This is a genomic window from Alteromonas sp. 1_MG-2023, assembly GCF_030547075.1.
Taxonomy (GTDB): domain Bacteria; phylum Pseudomonadota; class Gammaproteobacteria; order Enterobacterales; family Alteromonadaceae; genus Alteromonas.
In genome coordinates, this window is record NZ_JAUOQH010000007.1 from 125123 (window position 1) to 150850 (window position 25728).

Sequence of the window (25728 nt, forward strand, 5' to 3'; positions counted from 1 at the left end):
TACTAAGGTATCGGCTTCTATCGAACTTAAAACTAGTTAGTTCTTAGCAACTTGCTCGTAGCGTTTAGGTAGCTTAAAGGTCCACACCGTGCCACCTTGGTTAAGGTGCTTAACTCGCTTAGCGACTTCACCACCCCACAAAGGTACTGCGCCACCCCAGCCGGATAAGACAGACACATATTGCTCGCCTTCCATCTCCCAAGTTACTGGCGACCCTACAATGCCTGAGCCAGTTTGGAACTTATAAACCATCTCGCCGGTTTTATCGTCAAAGGCCATTAAGTAACCTTCTGGGTTGCCTGTCCATACCAGACCGCCGCCTGTAGTCATTACCCCGCCCCATAGTGGCGCATAGTTGTTATAGCGCCATACTTCTTTACCGGTTTTAGGGTCAATTGCGCGAAGTACACCAATAAAGTCTTCATTGACAGATTTAATGGTAAAGCCAGCACCTAAGTAAGCAGCACCTTTTTTATAAGAGGTGGTTTCGTTCCAAATATCCATTTCCCATTCGTTGGAAGGCACATAAAACAAACCCGTATCTGGAGAATATGCCATTGGCATCCAGTTTTTACCGCCTAAGAAAGCAGGGCGAGCAACAACCTGTGCCCCTTTTTTACCATCGTCGGAAAGTGACGGATTACCAGGGCGAGTTTCGTCGATGTAAAGGGGACGACCATTCTCATCTAAGCCTTTGGCCCAAGTTAGCTTATCTACAAACGGGAAGCCTCGAATGAAATCACCATCTTCACGGTTCAACACATAAAAGAAGCCATTTCTATCGGCGGTTGCAGCGGCTTTCACCGTTTTACCTGCTTCTTCATAATCAAACGAAATGAGCTCGTTTACACCATCAAAATCCCAGCCATCGTGAGGCGTAGTTTGAAAATGCCACACAATTTTTCCTGTTTTAGGGTTAATTGCTAAACGCGATGAAGAGAAATAATTATCACCAGGGCGAAGGTGAGAGTTCCAAGGTGATGGGTTACCTGTACCAAAAAATAGCAGCCCGGTATCAGCATCATAGGTACCACCTAACCAGGTAGCAGCGCCGCCAGTTTTCCAAAGATCAGCAGGCCAGGTTTTACCCGCTCCGCCGCCAGAAATACCATTCTCGGTTTTTTTGCCGTCTTTCCACATATATCCCATGTGGCCTTCAACGGTAGGTCGAACCCAAATTTGTTTGCCGGTTTTAGCGTCAAAGGCGTATACCTTTCCTACCACACCAAATTCACCACCCGAGTTCCCCGTAATCACCATTCCATCAATAATAATAGGCGCAGCAGTGATAGAGTAACCAGCTTTATAGTCTTCTACTTTTTTCTTCCAAACTGTTTTGCCCGTGTCTTTATCAAGCGCAACTAGTTTGGCATCTAGCGTGCCGAATATAACTAAGTTGTCGTACAAAGCTACGCCACGATTAATAACATCACAACAAGGCATAATGCCATCCGGTAAGCGGGCTTCGTACTGCCATAACTCTTCGCCCGTCATAGCATCAATGGCCCATACACGAGAGTAAGAACCCGTGACATACATAACGCCATCTTTCACCATAGGTTGAGACTCTTGGCCCCGCTGCTTTTCACCGCCTAGTGAAAACGCCCAAACCGGGCGAATTTCTTCAATGGTGTCCTTGTTAATCGCAGACAATGGGCTGTATCGCTGTGCTCGCAATCCCATCCCATAGGATACAATATCATCGGTTGTAGCTTGGTCATTTTGTATGTCGTTATCGGTCACGTTAGCTTGGGCAGGTAAAACGGCACCGGCACAAACCAATAAAGCTAAGGCAATTCTTTTTAGTGGTAGTTGTTTATTCATAACGTTTCCTAATGCGTATTGGCCATGAATGTGTCTGATTTGCAGACTATTCGATGAATTTAGAATAGCGGTACACGATGGGCGTGCCTATGGAACGCCTGAGTGATTTGTCCCCTCCTTTAGTAGGAGGAATTAACAGGAAGAGTGCCTAGCAAGAGCGGGATTTGAGTTCAGCAGCAGTACTTAAAAACTAAACCGCATTATTTAACGACATTACTCAACTGCATAATAATCGGGCACTTCATAGGTGGCATGATACTGACTAAATATATCTGCCATCTTGCCGGTTTGAACCATATCGGTGATCACATCACCGACCTCGTAAGCTAGCGTTCGGTAGTCGTTTTTCGCGGCTATACCTAGGTCCCACTTCTGCTTTCCTATAAGAGGAAACGCGTTGCTAGCGAGTTTGAATTTTGTGTTATCAAGAAACTGAGACAAATAGCTAATTTGCGTTCGAAGGCCCATTACTGCATCAACTTCCCCTTTTTTCATGGCATCAATGGCGAGCTCATTGCTGGCATATTGCGTTGTCTTCTCTCTTAACCTCCCGCCGAAGGCCGACGTGAGGTAAAAATGAGGAATACTGTCAATTTCAGCGCCGATAGTATGGTATTGAAACATCGCCATGGTCTCTACCTCTGGCAATTGCTCAGTATTGTGAATTATCTGCCAGCTTTCTTGATGGTAGGGCGCAAACATATGAACTAACTCATTGGCCAACAAGCCTATGTCGTCTCGCTTTTGGGAAAATGAGCGGTCGTAGGGGGCACGCATCATCAAGTCGGCTTTAACTTTGTGAATGATGTGCCCTTTCCACAAAAAATTACGAAAATCATCTTCCGTCGTTTCCCCCGGTGTCATCCAAGTTAACACGAGTTCAACATTGAATTTAGCAGCAATTTCTTTGGCTATATCAACATCAATTCCTTTCGCTGAACCCGCTTCCATGTACGAGTAAGGTGGGTAGTCGTTATAAACCGCGATATTAATCTTTTTACTTTCGATAATGTCATCAAAAGACCGAGCCAAAACATTTGTGCTTAATACACTCAAGCTCAAAAAACTTAAAAGTATGAAAGGAATAAAATAAAAGGTTCGCAAACAAGTCACTACGAGAAACTCTCTTGAAGCTAAGTACGTTCAATACTAATGCGTGACTTGGGTTTCCCGAATGCTACTTTAGCGCCATAGCATTCCTCCTTTAGGAGGATGTTATTCGGGAATAATGCCATATACCCTTTTTGTATCGCGATTTATAAAAAGGCCTTCTTGTGAAAAGCAGTGTGATGAGAAGTGAAATAAACGGCAGTGCAAAAGCGCTCCCTAAAGCTTCGGTTAAGTGCTCAACTGGCTCAAAGCGCCAAACTTGGGCTGGACTGTGCGCTCTAACACTCAGCTTTGTTATCTACTTTTCTTCGCTGAATGCGCACGCATTTACCCAGCCCGACGCCACAACTGAAAAAACAAACGCTAACGCAAAAAGCATGCAAGATAACGAGACTCAGATTGTCTACATCGATGCACAACGGTCGACGCCAGCAGGCACCCCCTTATATTTAGCACGCCCTGAGGATGAGGGTATTTCAGGCGCTAATTTGGGTATCGAAGATGCCAATATCACGGGAAGGTTTTTAGGGTATTCCTTGTCGCTTACTTACCTGCCTGTATTTTCAACAAGCTCTTCAACAGCTTCAGCAACAATTTTTAATAATGCTTTGTTTAATGCCCCATCTACAGACGCCATAACACGCTCAGATGTAGTGCTGTTAGACAGCACTGATGCTAAATACCAAGTGCTGATTAATGCCATATTAAGCATTAACCCTAATGCATTGATTATAAATGTAGCCAGTGGCAATGATGCATTTCGACATCAACAGTGTGACGCTCACGTTTTACATACCTTCCCTAGCCATCAAATGAAAACCGATGCGCTTGGGCAATGGCTTCGAACTAAACGCGTAAATGCTGTGCTTACGTTACAAGGTACACATGACAGTGATCAAGCTTACTTAGCCGCATTCCTACGCACAGCGAAGAAATTTAAAATTGATATTGTTGAGTCTAAAACCTGGCAAGCTAGCTTCGATTTACGGCGCTCGGCATTTTCGGAAATTCCTCTTTTTACGCGCACAACGAAACCATATAAAGCCATCTTCGCAGCCGATACCCAAAGCCAATTTGCTTACAGCTTACCGTTTAATACCCATCATATTGTGCCAATTATGGGATCGGCAGGCTTAAAACCTTTAGGTTGGCATTTCACTCATGAGCAATGGGGCGCAAGACAGCTTCAAAATCGCTTTAAGGCCCAATATTCCCGCACCATGAACGAGGTCGATTATGCAGCCTATGCCGCCATTATCGCCGTTTCCACCGCCATACAGCAAAGTAAACAAAATGGCACTGGCAGCAGTGCTAACGATAGTTTAACCGGCACGCAATTATTCAACGCTTTGGTACAGGAGCAGCTTAGTATTGCAGCATATAAAGGTAGGCAATTAACTTTCAGAAAAGGCACACGCCAACTTCGACAACCCATTGCGCTAGCACATGAAGAAGCCCTCGTTATTCATGCCCCACTGCCCGGCTTTTTGCATCAATCTGACGAGTTAGACACCCTGGGTGAAACGAATAAAACCTGTAAGGACCCACTATGATTTCTCGCTTCACGAAAAAACGCTTTATGGCAAACAGCTTTTTGATAATGAGCTTTTGGGCAAGTAGTTATAGTGCCAGTGCCTTGCCTCAAGCGTATGTAACCAATGAAAAAGACAATACCCTATCAGTCATTGATATGAATACGTTTGAAGTGACCGATACATTAGACATTGGTGAGCGGCCAAGGGGCTTTATATTAAGTGCTGATCAATCTCGTGCTTATATCTGCGCATCAGACTCAGATCGCATTCAAATTATCGATTTGAATACTCATACTATTGTGGGCGACTTACCGTCAGGTGAAGATCCTGAAACCATTGCCCTTCATCCCAACGGCACTACCATTTACACCGCCAATGAAGACGATGCCCTGCTCACCGTTATTGATATTCCCACCAGCCAAGTAATTGCACAAATAGATGTAGGGGTTGAGCCGGAAGGGTTAGCGGTAAGCCATGACGGCCGTATGATGGTGGTTACCTCAGAAACAACCAACATGGTGCACTGGATAAACACCAACACCCACGAGAACATTGCCAATAGCTTAGTAGATGCTCGCCCACGTGACGCCCACTTCACCGCCGACGATAAGTATCTTTGGGTAAGTTCTGAAATTGGCGGCACAGTCACCATTTTTGATACTCAGACCAAACAAAAAGCACATACCTTGTCTTTTGCAGTTAAAGGCGTATACCGCGACAAAATACAACCCGTAGGGATATTGTTGATGCGAGACTCCCCCTACGCGTTTGTTGCCCTTGGCCCTGCAAACCGTGTTGCCGTGGTAAACACCAATACCTTTGAAATAGAAAAATACATCGTGGTAGGTAGACGCGTGTGGCAATTAGCCTTTAACCAAGACCAATCATTATTGCTCACCACAAACGGAGTAAGCGGCGACGTATCGGTTATTGATACTGAAACATTCGATGTTGAAAAGACGATTAAGGTGGGACGTTACCCATGGGGAATTGCCGTTAAATGGAAATAGATATCCAAGGGGTTAGCCACACTTACGGTAAAGTGACAGCCCTTGATGACATTTCACTTACCTTAAAACCCGGTTTTAATATTTTACTTGGTCCTAATGGCGCAGGTAAGAGCAGCCTGTTTGCGTTACTCACAGGGTTACAACGAATTGGCCATGGCAATATCTTATTTAATGGCAGCACAATAACGCAAAACCGCGCTTCAATTATGAAGAGCCTCGGCGTGGTATTTCAGCAAAGCACCTTAGATATCGACCTTACCGTAAAGCAGAACCTAGCCTATTTTGCATCCCTCCATGGGCTGGCTCCAGAGAAGTCAATTTCACGCATCAGTGACTTATTAAACGAACTTGATCTTAGCGACCGTCTGAATACTAAAATTCGCAATTTAAATGGTGGGCACCGCCGTCGTGTTGAGCTGGCAAGATGTCTTATTCACCAACCCAGCACCTTGTTACTCGATGAACCCACTGTGGGGTTAGATATTGCCTCTCGGCAGTTAATCCATTCGGTGGTTCATGACTTAGCAGTGAAACAAGGCGTGACTGTGTTGTGGGCTACTCATCTATTTGAAGAGGTATCGCCAACTGACCCCCTCGCCATATTGTTAAATGGGCGATTGGTAGAAAGAGATGTATGCTCGGCATTGCTTACTAAACATCAGGTCTCGGATATTCATCAGCTTTGGGATGTATTAACTCATGCAAACTAATATCAATACCCTGTATAAGTGCCAACAAGCTGCACAGGCTAAAGCACAGGATTTACCATGATGTATTGGCGCTGTTTTGTGGGTGTTTTAAATCGAGAAATGCTGAAGTTTTGGCAGCAACGGTCTAGGCTACTAAGTGCCTTAGTTCGCCCCTTGTTATGGCTATTTGTATTTGCGGCGGGGTTTCGTTCGGCACTAGGGCTTTCGATGATCCCGCCCTACGAGACTTACATTCTATATGAGGAATACATTGTGCCGGGCTTAGCGGCCATGATTATCCTTTTCAATAGTATGCAAAGTTCGTTATCTATGGTTTACGATAGAGAAATGGGCAGCATGAAAGTACTACTAATGAGCCCAGTCCCCCGCTCATTTTTGTTATGCAGTAAGTTAGTAGCCAATACACTGGTTTCAGCAATTCAGGTTTATTTATTCTTTTGCTTTGCGTTACTTGTTGACGTGCAATTGCCCTTAATGGGTTATGTCTACGCGCTACCTATCATTGCTTTACTGTCGATTTTTCTTGGCGCGCTAGGTTTATTACTGGCCAACTCGATTAAGCAATTAGAGAACTTTGCTGGGGTGATGAACTTCGTCATCTTTCCTATGTTTTTCCTTTCGAGCGCACTTTACCCTTTGTGGAAAATGCAAGAAGCAAGTGAGTGGTTATATCAAGTATGCGTCTTTAACCCGTTTACCAGTGGCATAGAGCTATTGCGCTTTGGGTTGTATGAAAAGCTTGCAGCAAAGGAACTCGTGATTGTGCTCTTGGTCACCCTAATTACCTTTACTTTCGCAGTAAGAAGCTTTAGGCCAAAACCCGCTGCCGCTGGCTTTGGAAACAAGAGTCTCGGAAAAAACAGCGCATAAAAAAGTCCTGACCAACAAGGCCGCCCATGAAAAACGTGATACCCATGACAAATGTGATGTTAGTACCCGAGAGCAACTTACACGAAGTAGACGCCGACTGCGTAATATGGCTTTGCTCGCCGGCAGATATAAACCCCGTAATTAAAAGCTTGCCCAATAGCACTCAAGTCTTTGTTAAACAGGTATTCGATGATGAAGAGTTTTTAGGCTCACAAGGCCAAAAGGTGTTACTTCACCGCCCTGTCGACATGTTGGTAAAGCGCTGGCTTATTTGGGGAGTGGGTAATTTAGCAGAAAGCCTTAATCTTAGTTTTGACCATCCCTCGGCTTCTCATGGCATTCGTAAGCTATTTGTTGATATGTTTAAGTACGCCCTTTCGTTAAAAGCGGCAACGATCACTTTGGTGCTACCTTGCCATGCTGTTTCCCGCAGTATGCAAAACGCCAGTACACAGAGTAAGCAAGAAACAACACTTATTAGCCAGTTATTGCGCGCATTTCATTTTTGTTGTTACCAATTTGAAGGGTATAAATCGGCTCCCAGCTTAGCGGTGACGAGAGCGCCAAGCCTAGCGGTAAAAAGAGCGCCAAGCTTGAGCATTCAAGTATCATCAACAGCCGAGATAAATAATCTAGCGTTTGATAAGGTGTTGAATGAGGTATTAGATACAGCATCAGGCGAACAATCATATGAAGAGGCAGAGCTAGCCTCGGACAATACCTCAAATGCATTGCTAGCTTGCGTAAACTATGAGGCAGCCCTAGCAAAAGGTATGTGCTTAGCGCGAGATTTATCTCACATGCCAGCGAATTTATGTACCCCTGTGTATTTAGCAGAACAAGCGACAATACTCGCGAATACGTATTCTAAAATTACCACAGAGATTATCGACCAAGATACATTAGAAGCACTGGGTATGAATGCGTATCTAGCGGTTAATCGCGCATCGGCATTCTCTGCCTCTATGCCGGTAATTCATTATTCAGGTAATGACTCTGCAAATGCCGATAGTGTTAACGACAACGGTGAAAGTAAAAATACCAAGCCTGTAGTGTTAATAGGTAAAGGAGTGACATTTGATTCAGGGGGCATCACCTTAAAACGCGGTGGTGACATGCATCACATGATTTACGACATGGCAGGTGCCGCTTGCGTACTGGGTGTAATAAAAGCAGCTGCCGAGCTAGGCTTGAATGTTAATATTATCGGCATATTGGCTACCGCTGAAAACAGTATTGGCGGCAATGCATACCGACCCGGCGATATTATTACTACCCATTCCAAACAAACTGTTGAAGTTATAAGCACTGACGCCGAAGGGCGCATGCTAATGTGTGATGCACTAAGTTACAGCGAACGGTTTTCGCCTCACTCTGTCATAGATATAGCCACCCTAACCGGTGCTGCCATCACCGCATTAGGGCACACGTGCAGCAGTGTAATGAGCAATTCTCGTTCGCTAGAACAAGCACTTATTGAAGCCGGAGAGCAAAGCCACGACCCAGCATGGCCCTTTCCGCTGTGGCCTGAATATCAAGACGCCATCACCTCTTCCCATGCTGATATGACTAATGCAGGGAAAAACTCACCAGGTATGATTACGGCGGGCTGCTTCTTATCTCGCTTTGCTCAAGGTTTTCCATGGGCTCATATGGACGTGGCAGGTACCGCGTTTAAACACGGTACTGCCAATTCTGCTACCGGCAGGCCAATCCCTTTGTTATTGGACTACTTGCAAGGCCTTGTCGTCACAGGAAAATCATCATGATTCATGGTAATTCTCCTCCTTTAGAAGGATATCTGTTAACAGGTAATCAACATATACTCATATTGAACTCATCCAAAAGACAGAGGAAATGACAATGTGGACTAAACCTCAATACACTGAAATGCGCCTAGGTTTTGAAGTAACGCTATATATCAGCAACCGCTAAACCTAAGCCATTGTGATAAGTAATCAAAAGGCTGCTATTGCAGCCTTTTTCAAATACCCAAGGAGTAGTTATGCAGGTATTGATTCTTGGCGCAGGCGCAGGTGGCGGTTTTCCTCAGTGGAATTGTCATTGCGAGAATTGCAAAGGCGCACGTCAGCACACCATTAAGACAACCCCTCGCACCCAATCAAGTATTGCAGTGAGTGTAGATGGTAAAAAATGGGTACTCATTAATGCCTCGCCCGATTTACGGGAACAAATTAATAGCCACCCACAACTTTGGCCTGAAGAGCACGTTGCCCGGGGCACACGTATTTCATCTATAGTGCTAACCGACAGCCAAATAGACCATACCACCGGCTTGCTTACCTTAAGAGAAGGCCTGCCACTCCCTGTTTATTGCACCGATGTGGTAAACGAAGACTTAACCACCAGCTTTCCTTTATTTACTGTGCTGAAACATTGGCACGGCGGCCTTCAGCAACGCTCAATTAGTACTGACTTTAACCATACATTTGTACCCGAAGGCGCAGACGGGCTTTTATTCCAACCTGTAGTGCTAGAGTCGAACGCGCCGCCCTATTCTACTTACCGCGATAACATTGTTCCGGGCAATAACATTGGCCTTAAAATTACCGATACCCAAACAGGACATGTGTTGTTTTACGCACCAGGATGCATGCAAGCCAATGACACAGTGAAACAGGTTATGGCCGACGCTGAGTGCGTGCTTTTCGATGGCACCTTATGGGTGAATGAAGAAATGATTGAACACGGCTTTAGCCAAAAACTCGGTACCCAAATGGGGCACATGCCAGTAAATGGTGAAAATGGTGCCATTGCGCTGCTTAACAGCTTCAACGTTAAGCGCAAGGTGCTGATTCATATTAACAACACTAATCCCGTGCTGAATGAAGATTCATCAGCCTTCCATGCCTTACAAGAGCAGAATATAGAGTTGGCCTACGATGGTATGCAAATAGAGGTGTAACATGTTGAAACCTGCATGGTCTAAAGAAGAATTCGAACAACAATTACGCGCTAAAGGCGCTTATTACCATATTCATCACCCCTTTCATAAACGTATGAATGCAGGGCATTGCAGTAAAGACGAAATTCAAGGCTGGGTGGCAAACAGGCTGTATTATCAAATGGCCATTCCGGTTAAAGACGCCGCCATATTAGCAAACTGTGAAGACCAAGAAGTAAGGCGCACGTGGATCCAACGGCTTATCGACCATGATGGCCGAGAAGGTGATACTAGTTTAGGCGGCATTGAAGCTTGGCTTCGCTTAGGAGAGGCCGTAGGGCTTAACCGCGATGAATTACTTGATGAATCTCACATATTGCCCGGTGTTAAATTTGCAGTAAATGCCTATGTGAATTTCGCACGCCGCGCATCGTGGCAAGAAGCCGCTTGTTCGTCTCTTACCGAAATGTTTGCCCCTGAAATACACCAAAGCCGACTTGATACCTGGCCTACCCATTACTCGTGGATAAACCAAGAAGGGTTTACCTATTTTCAAATGCGTTTAGGGCAAGCTAGGCGCGATGTAGAACACGGACTTCAAATAACCATCGACCACTTTGTTACCCGCGAGCAGCAAGAGCGTGCTTTGAATATTCTTCAATTTAAAATAGATATTCTGTGGAGCATTGCTGATGCCATCTGTTTTGCCTACGAATATGGCAGAAAACCTTTCGATGGCATAGCAGACCAACAAGTTTGCCATACAGGGAGATTCTAATGATAAGCACACCGAAAACCCCATTAATGAACCCATTGTTTCGCTTACAATACGAAAAAGTGCAAGATGGTTATGTGCTTCTCTTTCCTGAGGGCATGATTAAATTAAATCCATCGGCGTCGGAAATTTTAACCCTTGTTGATGGTGTGCGCACCACAGATGATATTGCCGTAGCGCTTAGAAAAGCATTCCCCGATGCCCCTGAAGATTTAGAAGATGACGTAACCACTTTTCTGCAACACGCAGAAGAAAAAAAGTGGGTGGTTTATGACTAACCAGGCATCGCAAGCTACCGAGGCTTCACAACCTACCAAAGCGACTACACCACCTTTATGGCTACTCGCTGAGTTAACTTACCAATGTCCGCTACATTGCCCCTATTGTTCTAATCCCGTAAACATGGAAGAAACCTTTAACGAACTCAGCACTTCTCAATGGAAAAAAGTGTTTAGGGAAGCTAGGGAAATGGGTGCGGTTCAGTTAGGTTTTTCTGGCGGTGAACCCTTGCTACGAAAAGATTTGGAAGAGTTGGTAGCATACGCACGCGAACTCGGGTTTTATACTAACCTGATCACCTCAGGCATAGGCATGACAGAAAAGCGCATCGCCAAATTAAAAGACGCGGGACTTGACCATATTCAGCTTAGCTTTCAGTCAGCGAATGCCGACGTTAATGACCTTATTGGCAATAAACGCCATTCGTTTAAACAAAAACTGAATATTGCCAAGTTAGTTAAAGCCTACAACTACCCTATGGTGCTTAACTTCTGTATTACCGCGCAAAACATTCGTGAAATTGAAGAAGTGATGACGCTTAGCACTGAACTTAAGGCCGACTTTGTAGAGCTTGCCACCGTGCAATATTATGGTTGGGCGTACGAAAACCGTGAGCACTTACTACCTACACAAAGCCAGCTAGTAGAAGCTGAGCAGGCCATCAACCGTTATAGAGACCAGCAAAGTGGTGGCCCTAAGTTTATGTTTGTTACCCCCGACTATTACGAGAACCGCCCCAAGGCGTGTATGAATGGATGGGGAACTACTTTTTTAACGGTAACGCCAGATGGCAGTGCGCTTCCTTGTCACAGCGCCAAAATTCTTCCTCTTACCTTTCCTAACGTGAAAGACTCCTCGGTGCAGAATATTTGGGAACACGATTTTAGCTTTAACCATTTTAGAGGCGATGACTGGATGCCTTCGCCGTGTAAAACCTGTGATGAAAAAGACAAGGATTTTGGCGGGTGCCGTTGCCAAGCCTTCTTACTGACTGGCGATATGCACAAAACTGACCCCGTGTGCGATAAGTCACCAGACCACCATTTAATGAAAACAATTACAGATAAAGCGGGGCAGCAAGCCAGTTCTACTCTGAAATTTCGCACAGTGAAAAACAATATTCCTGTGAAGATGATACAAGACCTTACCGTTTAAATGCTTAAACGCTTAAACGCTTAAACGCTTAAACGCTCAGTGATGATTAATATTCGGTATGTACCACACAATGCTCAAAGTCCTGAAGGCAGCGCTTCATCATTCACGGGGGTATTCGTTGTTAATACCCCAGCACATGATCATTCTGGCGTATCTCACCTGGCAGAACACATGTGCTTTCGTGGGTCGCCGTATTACCCTGCCGACCATGAGCTTTTTGCAGCAAATGCCCTGCTCCCCTTGTCGATAAACGCGACGACCTACGCAGGCTGCACATATTTTTATGTGCAATCTTATAATAAAGCGCTTTTCACTAGTGCTATCCAATTCATGTATAGCGGCCTTGTGAATACCCACTACTCCCAGTGCGCTTTTGAAGCAGAACGAAACGGTGTACTTGTTAATGAACTCACGATGCTTGAAGGCAATATCGATTATGCCAATAACATTGCAATACGGCGAAATGATACCAGCCCCATGGCCTATCAACATGCCGGCGGTTTTTCAGATTCGGTATTAGAGATTAGTTTTGACGACTTAATTGATTATAAGAAAACATGGTATGACAGTGATCACATCACCCTTTTAGTCAGTAGCGCAGATGCTGACGGTAATGAAATAATTTCGTTATGTAGCCAGGCTATCGCAGAGGTTGAGGCTAGAGGTTCTAATGCTAAGTCATGCGGTGCTATGCCTCGTAGTAAGGCTGCTGAAGCGTCCGAAAGCACTTTGACGCCAACAGAAAATTATGTGTCTACGTGGTGGGTGCCACAGGAATTTACTCACGACTTGCTTGAGGTCGAAAGCCTGATTCAAAAAAATGTTAAAAGTAGCTCGGTCAATTTAGGCCATTTTTTTATCGATGATGAAGTAAACCATGCAGACATGATTGCTCTTCGGTTTGTGCATAATACAAAGGCCAATGCTCAAGCTCGTAAAGATGCACGCAAAAATGTGGTGTCCCTATTAACGGACCTCAACATTGAAGCCAAACCTCGTTTATTTTCCGACGCTAAATTGCCCGAAGCAGTGCAACGACTTATTAGAGATTTTCAACAACAAACGCATTCTCGGCATAGTGAACCACACTCGCCGTTAAAATTATCACCGTTTGCCGACTATCTTTGTAGTGTGCATGTTTGCCAAGCAGGTATGCATGAAGTTGACGTTAAAAACAAGAACGCAGACACGCCGATAAGCGATAATTGGGTTCCTACAGTTGAGGTTGAAATTGACTATGGGGATGGGGATGGGGATGAAGACGAGGACGAGGGCAAGGTAAAAGCCAATAAAACCGCGCTACTCGCTACCAACTTTGCCTTGTTATTGTCATTAGATAACCTGCCTGTATTGCCTAGATTACTGCATAAGCTGGCCGCGCTTTCTGTACAAACTACACAGACTATACAATCCGCAAAATCGACACAAACTGCACAATCCGCAAAATCGATAAAATCGCTACTGTCGACACAAAGGATACAAAACCCGGAGAACAGGTTCCAATGTATTGGCAATCACTGGGTGTATCGGGTAGATACCCAATTCCATCACTATTTGATAGATATAGTGACTGACGCCTCGTTTTGGCAACCTCGTACAAACGGGGAGTGTTACGCACTAGGGGTAGCACAGTTTAATGGTGAGATTTTCATTTATGGAGCGCAAGATAGACAAGCATCGACCCGTGATCTGTGGTGTGAAAACACGTTCGCCCAAATTGACAGCAATGCTGGTGTAAGTCATTACCCTGCATAATAAAAAGCGGCCACTTAGGACTTTCATATACTACCAATTTACGACGCTTCCTCCCCCTTTAGGAGGATATTTTTCGGGACCCACCTCCACGATACTGATTGCATACTCGTTCATTGAAGAATCAGAATCATGATAATAAAAAACACAGCGCCTTTATCTTACGCCCTCATTGCTTCAAGCGTGTCTTTGGCACTTTGTAGTCAAGCCTATGCCAACACTAAAACAAACAGCCAACAGCCAAACAGTGATGTAGAAGTAATAGAAGTTCATGGCGCAACGTCATTGCAAACCGGCAGTGATGCAGCGCCAATTTTTGGTAGCGTACAGTCTTTATCTCAAGAGGAAATTGAGGCCAGTGTAAGTCGCTCTTTGCCAGAACTCTTGAAATCCCAACTTGCCAGCGTGAATTTAAATGATGCGCAAAACAATCCGTTTCAACCCGATTTACAATACCGAGGTTTCACCGCATCGCCGCTACTAGGCTTACCTCAAGGTATTTCGGTATACATGAATGGTAGCAGAATTAACGAGGCGTTTGGCGATACCGTAAATTGGGATCTCATGCCTCTTGATGCTATCGATACGGTGTCGCTGTATTCAGGCTCTAATCCCCTGTTCGGGCAAAATACATTGGGTGGCGCACTAGCACTAAATACGAAAACTGGCTTTTCCTTAGATGCCAACGAAGTAGATGCCACTGTAGGGCAATATGGTCAGTCAGCGCTGTCGATAGAATCAGGTGGAAATAATGGTAATTGGGGCTATTACATTAATGCCAATCATTATGAAGAAGATGGGTGGCGGGATTACTCACCTTCAGAGGTAAACCAAGTATTCAGCGCCGTATCTTATCAAGACAGTAAGCGACGAATCGATTTTAACTACTTATATGCCGACAGCGAACTACTGGGCAATGGTGCTTCACCCATTGAACTGCTAGAAATAGAAGGCCGCGAAGCGGTGTATACTCATCCCGATCAAACGAACAATGAGCTGCATCACTTTAGTCTATCTGGCGATATACAGTTAAGCGACAACCACCTACTCTCGTTCAACGCCTTTTACCGCGACAATGAAACTACCAGTATAAATGGTGATGACAGCGACTTTGGCGCATGCCAATTTACCGATGGCCGTATCACCTTGTGTGAATTGGAAGATGACGATGATTACGATGATGATGACGCTAACGATAACGACGATAATGACGAACTAGCCACGGTTGGCGATGATGTAGAAGCCGTTGCTTTCATTGGCTACGATGAAGATACTGCCCTATCAGATATTTCAGATGTATCACCCGACGAGATAGACGGCACCTACAATACGGGGTTATCAAGCTCAGAAGCTTTCGGAGTTTCATCTCAGCTTGCCAGCAATTATGAATTATTAGGCAAACCATCTGTGCTAGTAATTGGCGCTACTTATAACAAAGGTGATATCAATTATTCTGCCGATACGACCTTTGGGATATTAGAAAATGATACCGCAAGCGACTCCCGCACGGTTATTCCACTTCAAGGGCTCCAATCTGCTGAAGACAGAGTAAGGCTTGATGTAGACACCACTGCCTGGTCGCTGCTTTTTGTTAATACTACCCAACTTACAGATAAAGTATCGCTAAACATTGGTGGCCGCTTCAATCGTGACCATGTACTAATGGAAGACTTGAGCGAAGACGGTGATGACTCTCTTGATGGCGATCATAGATTTACCCAGTTCAACCCTGCCATAGGACTAGATATTGCGCTGAGTGATACGTCGCAGCTAAATCTTGCTTTTAGCCAGTCATCTAGAACACCAAGCCCTGCAGAATTAAGCTGTGCAGACGAAGATGATCCGTGCCGATTACCCAATGGTTTTGTGGCCGATCCTCCGTTAGATCAGGTAGTCACACAAACTATTGAAGCTAACTATGCCGCCACCTTTAATAACATCGACATGATGCTAAATGTTTATCGTAGTGAGAGTGAAGATGACATCATATTTCAGCAAGCAGGCTCGGTCGCATCGAGAGGCTACTTTATTAATATCGACGCTACCCGCAGACAGGGCGTTGAATTCAGCATCAGCTCATTTTGGAAAAAGCTTAATTATCGATTTAATTATAATTATCTGGACGCGACGTTCGAGTCTTCCTTTACTTCTTTCAGCCCTTTCAATCCGTTAGGGGCAAATAGACAAGTTGAGGCAGGCGACACCATTCCAGGACAACCAAAGCACAATATCAAATTTTACCTAGACTACGCGTTTAGCCAAGAAACCACATTGGGTGCAGAAGTTATTTCAGCCTCTAGCCAATACTTCCGTGGTGATGAAGCCAACGAAAATGACACCTTAGATAGCTATGTGGTGACTAACCTCTACTTGAACCATCAGTTTAATCACACCTTTAGTGCCCAATTACGAGTGAACAATGTATTTGATAAAGAGTATGAAACCTTCGGCACTTATGGCGAAGCTGATGAAGTATTAGAAGATATTTACCCTGATGTAGAAAGCCCCTTATTTGTAGGCCCAGCCCAACCTCGCATGGTGAGTCTAAATGTAAAAGCTAAATTTTAATTTGGCGATATTTTAAATTAAAATTATAAGTAAAAAATATAAATTAGGCGCTATGCGCCTAATTTTTCTTAGTCCTAAAGAACGAGGCGAACAAGCCTTACGTCCAATGGTTCAAAAGCTATATAAATCTATTATCAATTTTACTGACACCCGAAATTTACATTAGGGCATATGAGAAAAGAATAAATTCTCATTATTAAAAAAACACCACTCACACTGGGACAGTAAAATGAAAAATAAATTACTTGTTAAATCATATTTATCTATTGCCATTTTAAGTACGTTAAGTTTGAACAGTTATGCAGAAGAAGAAAAATACTCTTGGAATATCTCTGGCTGGATTAATGAAGGATTAACTTATTACGATGACGGCATTGACAGTGATGTTGCTCAGCTTTCAGATAACGGCACCACTCTTGGTAGTCGTATTACCCTTTCTGGTGATTACAAATTAGAAGAGCATGGTTTAGACGTGGGTTTCGAAGTCATTATTGAACCGCTTTCAGGTACACCTAACTATTCAGGCGGTGGCCACCAAACCCCCCTATTGTTCGCAAACCAAGATAATTTAGATACCTTCAACGGCGGCGATATTGGGCTTCTAGGCAGTAGCCTTCACATCGGTGGTGATTGGGGCAAGGTAACTATAGGCTTACAAAGCATGCCTACCGATAACATTGCCGTTCTTGCCGATCCGTCAGGCACTATTTGGTCTGGCATTTCACCATTATTTAGAGCCAACGGTTTCTTTATTCGCGGTATTGATGAAGGCACAACCAATGTGGCTTGGGGGCAATTTGCACAGTGCTTAGCCACTCCAGGACTGGGCATAGGCCTTGATTGTAACGGCATTTACCGTAACGGCGTGCGTTACGACTTACCTCAAATGGGTAATTTTAGTGTGGCGGTAGGCTATGCAAACGATGAAATATACGACATCGCCGTAAAATACTCTGCTGAGCATGGCGGGTTTAAAACAAACCTACATGGTGGTTACTCGGTGAATAAAGATGGCGGCACCAATGTAGGGGGCGACGGCTCATCAACCTTACAATTTCAAACCGGCGTAATGCACCTTGAATCCGGTATTTTCGGTGTGGCCACCTATCAAATGGAAGAGACTGATGATGCGATCATCGGTTCAGGAGACGACACCGACGCCTATTACTTTAAAGCCGGTATTCGCAAGCAATACAACGCCTATGGCGATTCCGCTTTTTACGCAGAATACGCCAGCTATAACGACCAATACGGTATGGCGCACTTAGATGGCGTAGTGGGCTCTGAACTGAATCAATGGGGACTTGCGGCGGAGCAATACTTCGGCTCTCGTTTTCTAATTTACGCTAAATATGAAAATTTAAGCCTTAGCGTAAGTGGCTCTGAAGCAGCACAATCACTTTATAATAGTGCAGAAGATCTCACGCTTATTCAGTTAGGTGGAACTATCTTCTTTTAAGGCGCTGTTTATATCTGCAAGTTCTTATAAATTTGTTGCTATGTACTAACTGATAAAAATGAGCTGATATTTAAGAAAAAGGGAGCGTGATGCTCCCCTATCTTTTAGTTATAAAGGAGTAATTCATGCTGAAGTATTTACGCAAATACAGATTAAAAATAGAAATACTCATCGTTTTTTTATTTTTCTCTGTCTCTTCTTTTTCATCGGATTTAATTTTATGGAGTGAAGATAAAAACACTGAAATAAAATTTAGCTCAGCTATAAACCCAACTACTGAGGATAAAAGTAATAACAACCATCCTGCCACATTAAATGAAAATTATATTTTAAATGTATTGTCCAATATACAAAGAATAAAAAACAAAACGAGCTCCGAACAACTATTTACCCATGAGCAACAAAAAACACTCGCAAAATACGTAGCCATTGGGCTGAATCAAGCAGGTCCAAATCAAGACATTTTATTTTCGCTAGATAAAAAAGAAAGATCCCTCGGTGGGTTCAGAAACGAGCGTTATTTTGTCACTGGCAGAGTTTTTTATGACAATGACTTGTTGAATATCATCATCGGTGAACACGACCGATTGGCGAACAACGCCTATGAAATGGCTTACGACCCAACCAATCAAGGGCTTGTTGAATACGATTTTAATTATGGCGCTAGAAATACGCCCAAATTTCCTTTTGACGACCAACTCACATTTACATCACAAGGTATTAAACTTAAATCGGACTCAAGAACTGATTGGATAACGGCAGATTTAGCTTCGGTTCACTTAGCGAGCGGTAACTTGGTTAATAGCAACTTAGTGAGTGGTAATTTAACTGGTGACTACCAAGCTTCACAACCCAATTTTCAAGCAAGTACGCAACCAAGTTTGCAACCCAATTTGCAGCAGACCTCACAAGCATCGCCTCACACTACGCAAAATCAGACCACTGGAAACAGCGGGCACCAAGATACTACTCATAACGCGGTCACATTTGGGGCCACCTCACTAATGCAACGATTCAAAACCCTTGAAGCCCTTAGAAAGGAATCACTGATTACAGAAGAGGAATATCAACAAAAACGCGAAGCACTTTTAAGAAGTCTATAGTCAAAAAATAATGGGCTTTAATATTAGACTTAAGTCGCATTTCACTTGCCCAACTTGTAACTAATTTGTTAAAATAAATTTAACGAGCGTAGCTATAGATTACGTATTTGGTAAGTACATTTGGGTACTTACTTAGCTGAGGGTAGTAATAGTATGCAACGAATTCTAATCATTGATGACCATCCTATTTTTCGTCACGCCATGGTGACTATATTGGGTAAGAAATTTCCCGATTCTCAAACCCTAGAAGCTAATTCATTGTCGGAAGCCCTCGAGCTACTCGAGAAAGATGCGGCTTTTGATCTTGTCATGCTTGACCTAAACATGCCTGAAACCTGTGGTCTTAATGGGCTACTTGAAATTAGAAATCAATACCCCAACCTTCCTGTGGTGATCATTTCAGCTGAAACCGAGAAGCAAAACATCCTACAAACCATTTCCTATGGTGCGGTAGGTTTTATTTCAAAAAGCAGCAAAATAGAAGAAATAGCCACATCGGTTGAGTCTATTTTTGAAGGCAATGTATGCCTGCCCTCTGAAATTTTGCGCACATCATCGACGAGAAACCGAGTAAAAAGAGAAGATGCAATTTCTCTAGATCAGATTCGTTCATTAACGCGAAAAGAATTAACAGTTTTGAAATATTTAACCCAAGGCTTAGCCAACAAAGTCATTGCTTATGAGCTAAATATTTCAGAAACCACAGTAAAGTCCCACGTGTCTTCTATTTTGAAAAAACTAGGGGCCAGCAACCGGGTCAAAGTGGTAGCTAGTGCCGCCAATATCGACTTTAACCAATACGTATTTAACTAAATATTTCAAAATTTTTGTCATTTGCATACGAACATTTGAGACGAATTTGTTTAAAGCACTAAGAGAAAGCTATTTTAAGAGCCTGCTTTAATCGTATTGAGTTAATTGGCTTGTGCAACAACTGTATATTGGTGCCCTCTAACTCATGTTCTAGCACTTTAGAATGGTTAGCTGTACACAGCATTATCGGCATATTAGGCAAGGTTTGCTTAATATGCTTCGCAATTTCCAACCCATTTTCTCCGTCATCTAGATGATAATCGACAATCAGTAAATCGCACTCGTCAAAGCAGTTGTCCATTACCGCCATACACTGTGCAAACCCAGAGAAGGTGATCACTTCCACGCCCCAATTTTCGAATATTGTTTGCATGGCAATACGCATATTAGTGTCGTTATCAATATGCCAAATTTGCTTATCTAATAGGTTTTCAGGCAATACATCTTGCAATAGAGTATCGAAAGTAGGCTGATGTTCAATTTCTTGTATTGATGCAAGGGGCACTGATAAAGTAAAACAAGAGCCCTGCCCTTGCTGTGATGAAACACTCACTTTATGCTCTAAGAGTCGACTCATCTTATCAACAATATAAAGCCCTAACCCCAAGCTATAGGAATAATTAAAGCTATTTTCTAATCGACTAAACTCTTTAAATATCACTTTTTGATCGTCGTTGCTTATCCCCACACCTTGGTCAAAAACACTGATGCGAAAGTCGCTACCCACTGTCCTAGCCGTAAAGAGTACTTTCCCGTTCGCGCCGTATTTCATAGCGTTACTCAGTAAATTACGAAGAATTCGCGACAGTAAACTTAAATCGGTATGCACAATAGCGTCTTGAAATTTATAACGGAAGTTCACTTCATAGTCATGGCTTATATGACTGAATTCCTCAGCTAATTGAGTTAACAAGGGCATTGCATTTTCACGCTGCTTATCAGGTTGCACCACGCCCGCGTCTAGTTTCGATGTTTCAATCAGGGTACGTATTAAGCTGTTTAAGTCGGATAGTGAGTTTTCTAAAGCGCTCACTATTGGTTCAGCAGATGCTTGTACTTGGTCCCTTAAAGATTCATTAAACAAAATAGCCGCGCTTAAGGGCTGCATTAAATCATGGCTAATGGCCGCTAAAAATTTGCTCTTTGAATCCATGGCTTCTTGCAATGCAATATTGGCATGATTGAGCTCTCGAGTACGCTTTTCTACATTTGACTCAAGCTGGTCTTTCGCAGCTTGCAGTTGTTGTTTACTTCTTACCTGGTGCGACACATCAGTGGCGAGAACAAAATGCCCTTCTATTTCGTTCTTATCGTTGAAATGAGGTAAATAGACTTTTTGTAAGAATCCGGTTTCTCCTTGTGCGTTAGTTTCTTCACTTTGAAAACTAACCACTTCTCCCTTATTCACCCGGTCAACATAATGAATAAGGCGAGGATAAACATGCTTAAGATGGCTTTGCTCCATCGCTACACCATACAAGGGCTCTTCCCCTAGCCCGTACCAGTCTCGATAGCCTTTGTTAGTGTACAAAAAGTTTTTATCGGTACCTATATACGCAATAAGTGCAGGCACATTATCGGTAATCATCCTTATCCAACTTTCATTCTGCTTTAAGGTTTCAGCATATTGATGTTGGGATGTCACATTGGTGAAAGTACACAGGGTGTTTCCGTCAGATAACAAGGTAATACGTCTATCAACCACCAAATTTTCATTAATAATTTGGGTAGTATCGCCACCTTTCTTAAGGTTTAGACCACTCCAATCGGCATGCATTTGCAAAGAATAGATGTTCTTACAATCGAACATAGTCTGCTTCGATAAATTTGATTGGGTTAAAAACGTATTGTTCCAAAAGGCGACACCGCCCTCTTGGTTAATAAGCAAAATACCCACATCTACGTTGTCGATAAGGCTCTGCAACAGTTTATTTTTCTCTTTAATAACCTGCTCGTACCGATTCGACTCGTTTAACTTCACCTCAGTTATGTCGTTAAACAAGATAACTTTACCGCCTTCTTGAGTACGGCGAATAGTCAGTTGATACCACCGGCTATTAGACAGCTGATAGATAACTCGTCCTTCAGAATCAGGGGGAAGTACTCGGCGAATAACCCCTAAATGCTTAGCGAGTTGGGTAATATCATAATAATGGTCGCCAATTTTAGGCGTAACTGAATGGTTGTCCCATACGGTGACAAAATGCCGATTAAAATAGACTACCGCCCCTTTGCTGTCGAGCAATACCATCGCTTGGTTAATACTCTCGATAGCGTCATTTAGGCGCTGTTTGAGTTGGTTGGTTTCTTGATGTGCTCGCGCTATTTCAGTATTCGATTTTTCTAGCTTTTGCAGCACCACTTGCAGCGCTTCGGTTTTTTCATTTACCTTTTCTGATAACTGTACTGCATGCTCAAAAGCACGGTAGCTATGGTGATTAAACCCACCTTCTTCGATACGATACATGAGCGCAGCGTTAATTTTTTCAAGCTTTTCATTTTCATCGATTTGGCGTGTGAGTTCGCGACGTAGCTTCTCTAGTTCAGTTTCCTCGTGTTCCTTGTTCTCTTCATTACTTTGAGAGTCAATGATTAGGTGCTGCTCAGGTTTTAGCAAAGTACACCCCCGTGAAGGTCTGGTTTAAATGCACCGAATGAATATGTTCACCATAAGCGTTGAATCCACCTACATGATATTTTTGCTGCAATCGCTGAATTTCAGATTCTTTTTTGTTTTGTTCAATTTCTAAACGCCGCAAAAAGCAATCACAGGTATACACAAATTCGGCCTCTCCTAACTCCTGAGTTAGCGTTTCTAACTTGTTCTCTAGAACATCGATACAATCACCAAGTTGCACAAAGGTAAGAATAATGCCGATATCAACCGCACAGTAAAATGTAATGGCATTTGTGGCCAAATCGACTTTTTGTATCGAGCGGATAAAGTACCTATCCCCTACCAATACCGCCAATGGAAATACTGAAAACACATCAGGGGTTAAATCAGAAGCCTTTAGCCCAAGCAAACTCGCATAATATTGCGCAGCCGGTTCGCCGTTAATCTCGTAGACCGTACGAGATTCAGGATCGGCTTTGGTTACTACCAGCTTAGACACTGGCGAGTCGATATGATCGACAGAAAAAACAGAGAAAGGTTTACCGGTTCCCACCAACATTAACACCGCGGCGTTTTGATGAAATTTGCCTTGGTAAAAAACATAGGTCGCTTCCAGTTTCAAATCGTCTCCGGCACTTCCTCCTAAATGGGGAATATTACCAAACGCGGTAGCAAAGGTTTCAAGGAAGTGCTCCTCATGTCGGGTTAGCCCGTCTAATAGGGAAATGACAAAATGTTGATTGGTATCGTATCGCTTATCTCTTGCCTGCAAGGTATGGCGCAACCCACTTGCGATATCGTGGGCCTCATCAAAATTAATTTCATCTAAGCTTGAAACTAACGCGGTAGCTATAGAAAATTCACTCTTTAAGAAGGCGACAACAACTAGGCTCTCGGTACAATACCCGTTTTTATTAAACTCTCCCGCGCTAGTGCAACCTACCGTGGGCACATGGGCAAACAGCGACGTCATATTCTGCGCAACTTCATCTAAATCAAAGGATGTTGAAGTATGAAAAAGTACCAGTTCTATTTCATCTAAAGTCGTTTTAGATAGTATTTCACTGGCGACATCGTGACACGCATCTGTCGCTGCATATATAGCAGACGCTGACTGACTGGCAGGTTTACTCAGCGCTGACAGGATAGAAGTTTTTGACACGTGTTGGCACCTTATTTTTCTTATATTTATCAATTTTGCATAGGTTAGGATTATCTAACGTTACTACACATTCAAAGCACTGAACGCACTCTGCGTAATCAATACTGCCGTCTTTCTCGATGGCATCTACACCGCACTTCTTCTGCTTACACAGCTGGCAAGGACTACCACATTCTTTGCGACGCTCTAAAATCTTCACTAAAGGAAAGCGCCCTAAAATCGCCAAACCAGCCCCTAACGGGCAAAGGTAGCGACAATATACCTTGTGAATTTTTAAGCTTAATCCTAAGAGTAAAAGCGCATAAAGTACAAACGGCCAGTACCGCACGAAATGGAGCGTAATCGAAGTTTTAAATGGCTCTATTTCAGCTAACTTCTCTGCGACGGTTAGCGAATAAAACGATATAGCCACCAGGCCAATAAGCACAACATATTTAATTTTCTGGGCATGTTTGTGATGTTGTGGCTTTATTCGAATCTGCCTTATTTTTAACTTTTGTGCAACAACTGCCATGATTTCCTGAAGCGCACCAAAGGGGCATAGCCAGCCGCAATAAAGCCCTCGCCCTACAATAAATAGCGACACAAACACGAAGCACCACAACACAAAAATAACAGGGTCGAGCAAGTAGACTTCAACAGAAAAGCCGTCAACAAGGTCAAGAAGCAAGGTATAAATATTTACTACCGACAACTGCCCTTGCGCGTAGAAGCCAATAAAGAACAATACAAACAGCAGTGATGCCCCTCTAACCACATGTACTAGGCGCGTATACTTCATTAGCTTTCGTTGGAAACCAAAGAACAACGACAGCGCTAGTAGATAAACCAGGGTGACACCTAATTCCAGCCACCTGCTTTGCCATAATTGCTGCCAAAGGGGAATATCCACACTTTGTTGCGCTTCAGGGTTTTCCATAAATAATTTACTAGGTAACACGAAGGTGTGAGTAAAGAGGTGTTCATCTTGCTCCATAAATCGCGGGCTATAGGGCAAGCTAATGGAGATATCCATTTCTTGGTCGAGGGACAACCCACCTTGTGATTTTATTCGTAAAACTTTTAGTACTTTGAACTCTGGCATCGTTTGAGCAAAACTAGGGTCGTAAAAGCTGTAAAAATCTAAATCTCGGGCGTCTATAGTGAATGCCGATTGGGAAAGACGAAAAAACTCAGGTGCGGTTTGAGGGATGAATTCATCGCTCACAAAACTAAAGCCTTGGGTATTCATTACAAATAAGGCTACTTCACCAGGCTTCAAGCTTTCTTGTAACCTAGCGTATTCATCGTTGGTTAGTAAGTTTTTACCCACAATGGGTAAACTAAGAAAGCCAAAATAGTGTTCAGAAAATAAGTTATCTTCAGGGTCGGTAAAAGAATTCGCAGCGTCGATAATTTCAGAAGGAAGGCTGTTAATTTCATTACGATAGATAGTTTGCTTTTGTATGTATCCCTGCTCCAGCAACTGGGTGAAGGTGAGAGTTTCAAAGAAATCAGGGTTTATTATTTGCGTGCTTGGTACCACAAAGCCATCTAGCTTAGCCCGCGCTACCGCCAATGCAGACGTTACAATAGTATCGTTTATCACCAGTACCGATACCGTCGCTTTGGTTACCCCATCAAAATAGGTCGCATTTTTGCCAACATGGCTTTTTCCACCGACAACAAAGCGCTCTTTTACGTTGTGACTTTTATACTGAGCGATAAAGTCTCTTAGCGACTGCTCTCCTAAACCATGCAAAAAGATAGGCTCGCTGTGCTTTTTAATGGCCAAGTCAGCAAAGTTACCTTGGGGGTCAAGACCAATTAGCACATTCACAGGCTTTCCAGAGAAGCCTATAAAATCGACAAAGTCGTTCGATTCAAAAATGTATCCCAGCAACTGCTGTAATTGATAAACCGGCGTGACATTGATGTCGGTATGGGCAGTACCAATACGTGTAGCGGTAGGGAATATACGATGTACTTCTTCGGGAATATCGGTGGCATCTGATTGTCCGAATACCGGCGTTACAGCGGCTACTGATAGGCAGAACAATATACAGAGTAATAGAGGCGCTTTTAACATAACGAAATAAGGC

The 25728-nt window shown here is 43.4% G+C and carries 20 protein-coding genes; 15 read left to right on the top strand and 5 right to left on the bottom strand.

Going from position 1 to position 25728, the window contains the following annotated elements; genetic code table 11:
- Positions 1 to 36 precede the first annotated feature (36 nt).
- Positions 37 to 1824 (bottom strand): PQQ-dependent methanol/ethanol family dehydrogenase, encoded by a 1788-nt coding sequence (locus Q4561_RS09640; RefSeq protein ID WP_303459639.1) that lies wholly within the window; start codon positions 1822 to 1824, stop codon positions 37 to 39.
- Positions 1825 to 2037: 213 nt separating this feature from the next.
- On the bottom strand, positions 2038 to 2937 hold the full coding sequence (locus tag Q4561_RS09645) for an ABC transporter substrate-binding protein (RefSeq protein ID WP_303459641.1): 900 nt from the start codon (positions 2935 to 2937) through the stop codon (positions 2038 to 2040).
- A gap of 176 nt (positions 2938 to 3113) precedes the next feature.
- On the opposite strand from Q4561_RS09645, the gene Q4561_RS09650 reads away from it, so the two are divergent.
- The 15 genes from Q4561_RS09650 to Q4561_RS09720 all read left to right on the top strand — a co-directional run bounded on the left by Q4561_RS09650 (position 3114) and on the right by Q4561_RS09720 (position 19868).
- A complete protein-coding gene (locus Q4561_RS09650) occupies positions 3114 to 4487 on the top strand; it encodes a hypothetical protein (protein WP_303459642.1) in 1374 nt (457 codons plus the stop codon).
- Between the two features lie 47 nt (positions 4488 to 4534).
- The gene (locus Q4561_RS09655; protein ID WP_303459797.1) at positions 4535 to 5479 is read left to right on the top strand and encodes a PQQ-dependent catabolism-associated beta-propeller protein; all 945 of its coding nucleotides are present in this window, start codon (positions 4535 to 4537) and stop codon (positions 5477 to 5479) included.
- Positions 5470 to 6189 (top strand): ATP-binding cassette domain-containing protein, encoded by a 720-nt coding sequence (locus Q4561_RS09660; protein ID WP_303459645.1) that lies wholly within the window; start codon positions 5470 to 5472, stop codon positions 6187 to 6189. Before Q4561_RS09655 ends, Q4561_RS09660 begins: the two co-directional genes overlap by 10 nt.
- A gap of 60 nt (positions 6190 to 6249) precedes the next feature.
- Positions 6250 to 7059 carry an ABC transporter permease gene (locus Q4561_RS09665; protein ID WP_303459800.1) on the top strand — a complete coding sequence of 270 codons (810 nt, stop codon included), beginning with the start codon at positions 6250 to 6252 and terminating at the stop codon, positions 7057 to 7059.
- 26 nt (positions 7060 to 7085) lie between these two features.
- The gene (locus Q4561_RS09670) at positions 7086 to 8828 is read left to right on the top strand and encodes a leucyl aminopeptidase (protein WP_303459648.1); all 1743 of its coding nucleotides are present in this window, start codon (positions 7086 to 7088) and stop codon (positions 8826 to 8828) included.
- 94 nt (positions 8829 to 8922) lie between these two features.
- Entirely contained in the window at positions 8923 to 8994 is a 72-nt protein-coding gene (gene pqqA, locus Q4561_RS09675) for a pyrroloquinoline quinone precursor peptide PqqA (protein WP_073324441.1), read from the top strand.
- 70 nt (positions 8995 to 9064) lie between these two features.
- The gene (gene pqqB / locus Q4561_RS09680; protein ID WP_303459650.1) at positions 9065 to 9985 is read left to right on the top strand and encodes a pyrroloquinoline quinone biosynthesis protein PqqB; all 921 of its coding nucleotides are present in this window, start codon (positions 9065 to 9067) and stop codon (positions 9983 to 9985) included.
- A 1-nt stretch (position 9986) separates the two neighbouring features.
- Positions 9987 to 10742, top strand: a complete 756-nt coding sequence (gene pqqC, locus Q4561_RS09685; protein ID WP_303459651.1) for a pyrroloquinoline-quinone synthase PqqC — start codon at positions 9987 to 9989, stop codon at positions 10740 to 10742.
- Positions 10742 to 11017 (top strand): pyrroloquinoline quinone biosynthesis peptide chaperone PqqD, encoded by a 276-nt coding sequence (pqqD, locus tag Q4561_RS09690; RefSeq protein ID WP_303459653.1) that lies wholly within the window; start codon positions 10742 to 10744, stop codon positions 11015 to 11017. The genes pqqC and pqqD overlap by 1 nt, the downstream gene beginning before the upstream one ends.
- Complete coding sequence (gene pqqE, locus Q4561_RS09695; RefSeq protein ID WP_303459655.1) at positions 11010 to 12173, top strand: pyrroloquinoline quinone biosynthesis protein PqqE; 1164 nt, start codon at positions 11010 to 11012, stop codon at positions 12171 to 12173. The genes pqqD and pqqE overlap by 8 nt, the downstream gene beginning before the upstream one ends.
- 42 nt (positions 12174 to 12215) lie before the next feature.
- Positions 12216 to 13928, top strand: a complete 1713-nt coding sequence (locus Q4561_RS09700; protein WP_303459657.1) for an insulinase family protein — start codon at positions 12216 to 12218, stop codon at positions 13926 to 13928.
- 129 nt (positions 13929 to 14057) lie between these two features.
- On the top strand, positions 14058 to 16493 hold the full coding sequence (locus Q4561_RS09705; protein WP_303459658.1) for a TonB-dependent receptor: 2436 nt from the start codon (positions 14058 to 14060) through the stop codon (positions 16491 to 16493).
- A 229-nt stretch (positions 16494 to 16722) separates the two neighbouring features.
- A complete protein-coding gene (locus tag Q4561_RS09710) occupies positions 16723 to 17952 on the top strand; it encodes a porin (RefSeq protein WP_303459660.1) in 1230 nt (409 codons plus the stop codon).
- A 125-nt stretch (positions 17953 to 18077) separates the two neighbouring features.
- Positions 18078 to 19055 carry an SHOCT domain-containing protein gene (locus tag Q4561_RS09715; RefSeq protein ID WP_303459662.1) on the top strand — a complete coding sequence of 326 codons (978 nt, stop codon included), beginning with the start codon at positions 18078 to 18080 and terminating at the stop codon, positions 19053 to 19055.
- Positions 19056 to 19208: 153 nt separating this feature from the next.
- Complete coding sequence (locus Q4561_RS09720; RefSeq protein WP_303459664.1) at positions 19209 to 19868, top strand: response regulator transcription factor; 660 nt, start codon at positions 19209 to 19211, stop codon at positions 19866 to 19868.
- Positions 19869 to 19926: 58 nt separating this feature from the next.
- On the opposite strand, the gene Q4561_RS09725 is transcribed toward Q4561_RS09720, so the two are convergent.
- The 3 genes from Q4561_RS09725 to Q4561_RS09735 are packed head-to-tail and all read right to left on the bottom strand — an operon-like array spanning position 19927 to position 25715.
- Complete coding sequence (locus Q4561_RS09725; protein ID WP_303459665.1) at positions 19927 to 22485, bottom strand: hybrid sensor histidine kinase/response regulator; 2559 nt, start codon at positions 22483 to 22485, stop codon at positions 19927 to 19929.
- Positions 22472 to 23647, bottom strand: coding sequence for a nitric oxide-sensing protein NosP (nosP, locus tag Q4561_RS09730; RefSeq protein ID WP_303459668.1), 1176 nt, complete (start codon positions 23645 to 23647; stop codon positions 22472 to 22474). The genes Q4561_RS09725 and nosP overlap by 14 nt, the downstream gene beginning before the upstream one ends.
- A complete protein-coding gene (locus tag Q4561_RS09735) occupies positions 23613 to 25715 on the bottom strand; it encodes a 4Fe-4S binding protein (protein ID WP_303459802.1) in 2103 nt (700 codons plus the stop codon). Before Q4561_RS09735 ends, nosP begins: the two co-directional genes overlap by 35 nt.
- Between the last annotated feature and the right edge of the window lie 13 nt (positions 25716 to 25728).

What these genes read in the sequence shown, in the direction of transcription:
- Q4561_RS09655 (WP_303459797.1), top strand. Translation starts at nt 4,535, where the DNA reads ATGAGCTTTTGGGCAAGTAGTTATAGTGCCAGTGCCTTGCCTCAAGCG.
- Q4561_RS09700 (WP_303459657.1), top strand. Translation starts at nt 12,216, where the DNA reads ATGATTAATATTCGGTATGTACCACACAATGCTCAAAGTCCTGAAGGC.
- pqqB (WP_303459650.1), top strand. Translation starts at nt 9,065, where the DNA reads ATGCAGGTATTGATTCTTGGCGCAGGCGCAGGTGGCGGTTTTCCTCAG.
- Q4561_RS09735 (WP_303459802.1), bottom strand. Translation starts at nt 25,715, where the DNA reads ATGTTAAAAGCGCCTCTATTACTCTGTATATTGTTCTGCCTATCAGTA.
- Q4561_RS09650 (WP_303459642.1), top strand. Translation starts at nt 3,114, where the DNA reads ATGAGAAGTGAAATAAACGGCAGTGCAAAAGCGCTCCCTAAAGCTTCG.
- Q4561_RS09665 (WP_303459800.1), top strand. Translation starts at nt 6,250, where the DNA reads ATGTATTGGCGCTGTTTTGTGGGTGTTTTAAATCGAGAAATGCTGAAG.
- Q4561_RS09705 (WP_303459658.1), top strand. Translation starts at nt 14,058, where the DNA reads ATGATAATAAAAAACACAGCGCCTTTATCTTACGCCCTCATTGCTTCA.
- Q4561_RS09715 (WP_303459662.1), top strand. Translation starts at nt 18,078, where the DNA reads ATGCTGAAGTATTTACGCAAATACAGATTAAAAATAGAAATACTCATC.
- Q4561_RS09710 (WP_303459660.1), top strand. Translation starts at nt 16,723, where the DNA reads ATGAAAAATAAATTACTTGTTAAATCATATTTATCTATTGCCATTTTA.
- pqqD (WP_303459653.1), top strand. Translation starts at nt 10,742, where the DNA reads ATGATAAGCACACCGAAAACCCCATTAATGAACCCATTGTTTCGCTTA.
- Q4561_RS09660 (WP_303459645.1), top strand. Translation starts at nt 5,470, where the DNA reads ATGGAAATAGATATCCAAGGGGTTAGCCACACTTACGGTAAAGTGACA.
- pqqC (WP_303459651.1), top strand. Translation starts at nt 9,987, where the DNA reads ATGTTGAAACCTGCATGGTCTAAAGAAGAATTCGAACAACAATTACGC.
- pqqE (WP_303459655.1), top strand. Translation starts at nt 11,010, where the DNA reads ATGACTAACCAGGCATCGCAAGCTACCGAGGCTTCACAACCTACCAAA.
- Q4561_RS09640 (WP_303459639.1), bottom strand. Translation starts at nt 1,824, where the DNA reads ATGAATAAACAACTACCACTAAAAAGAATTGCCTTAGCTTTATTGGTT.
- Q4561_RS09670 (WP_303459648.1), top strand. Translation starts at nt 7,086, where the DNA reads ATGAAAAACGTGATACCCATGACAAATGTGATGTTAGTACCCGAGAGC.
- Q4561_RS09720 (WP_303459664.1), top strand. Translation starts at nt 19,209, where the DNA reads ATGCAACGAATTCTAATCATTGATGACCATCCTATTTTTCGTCACGCC.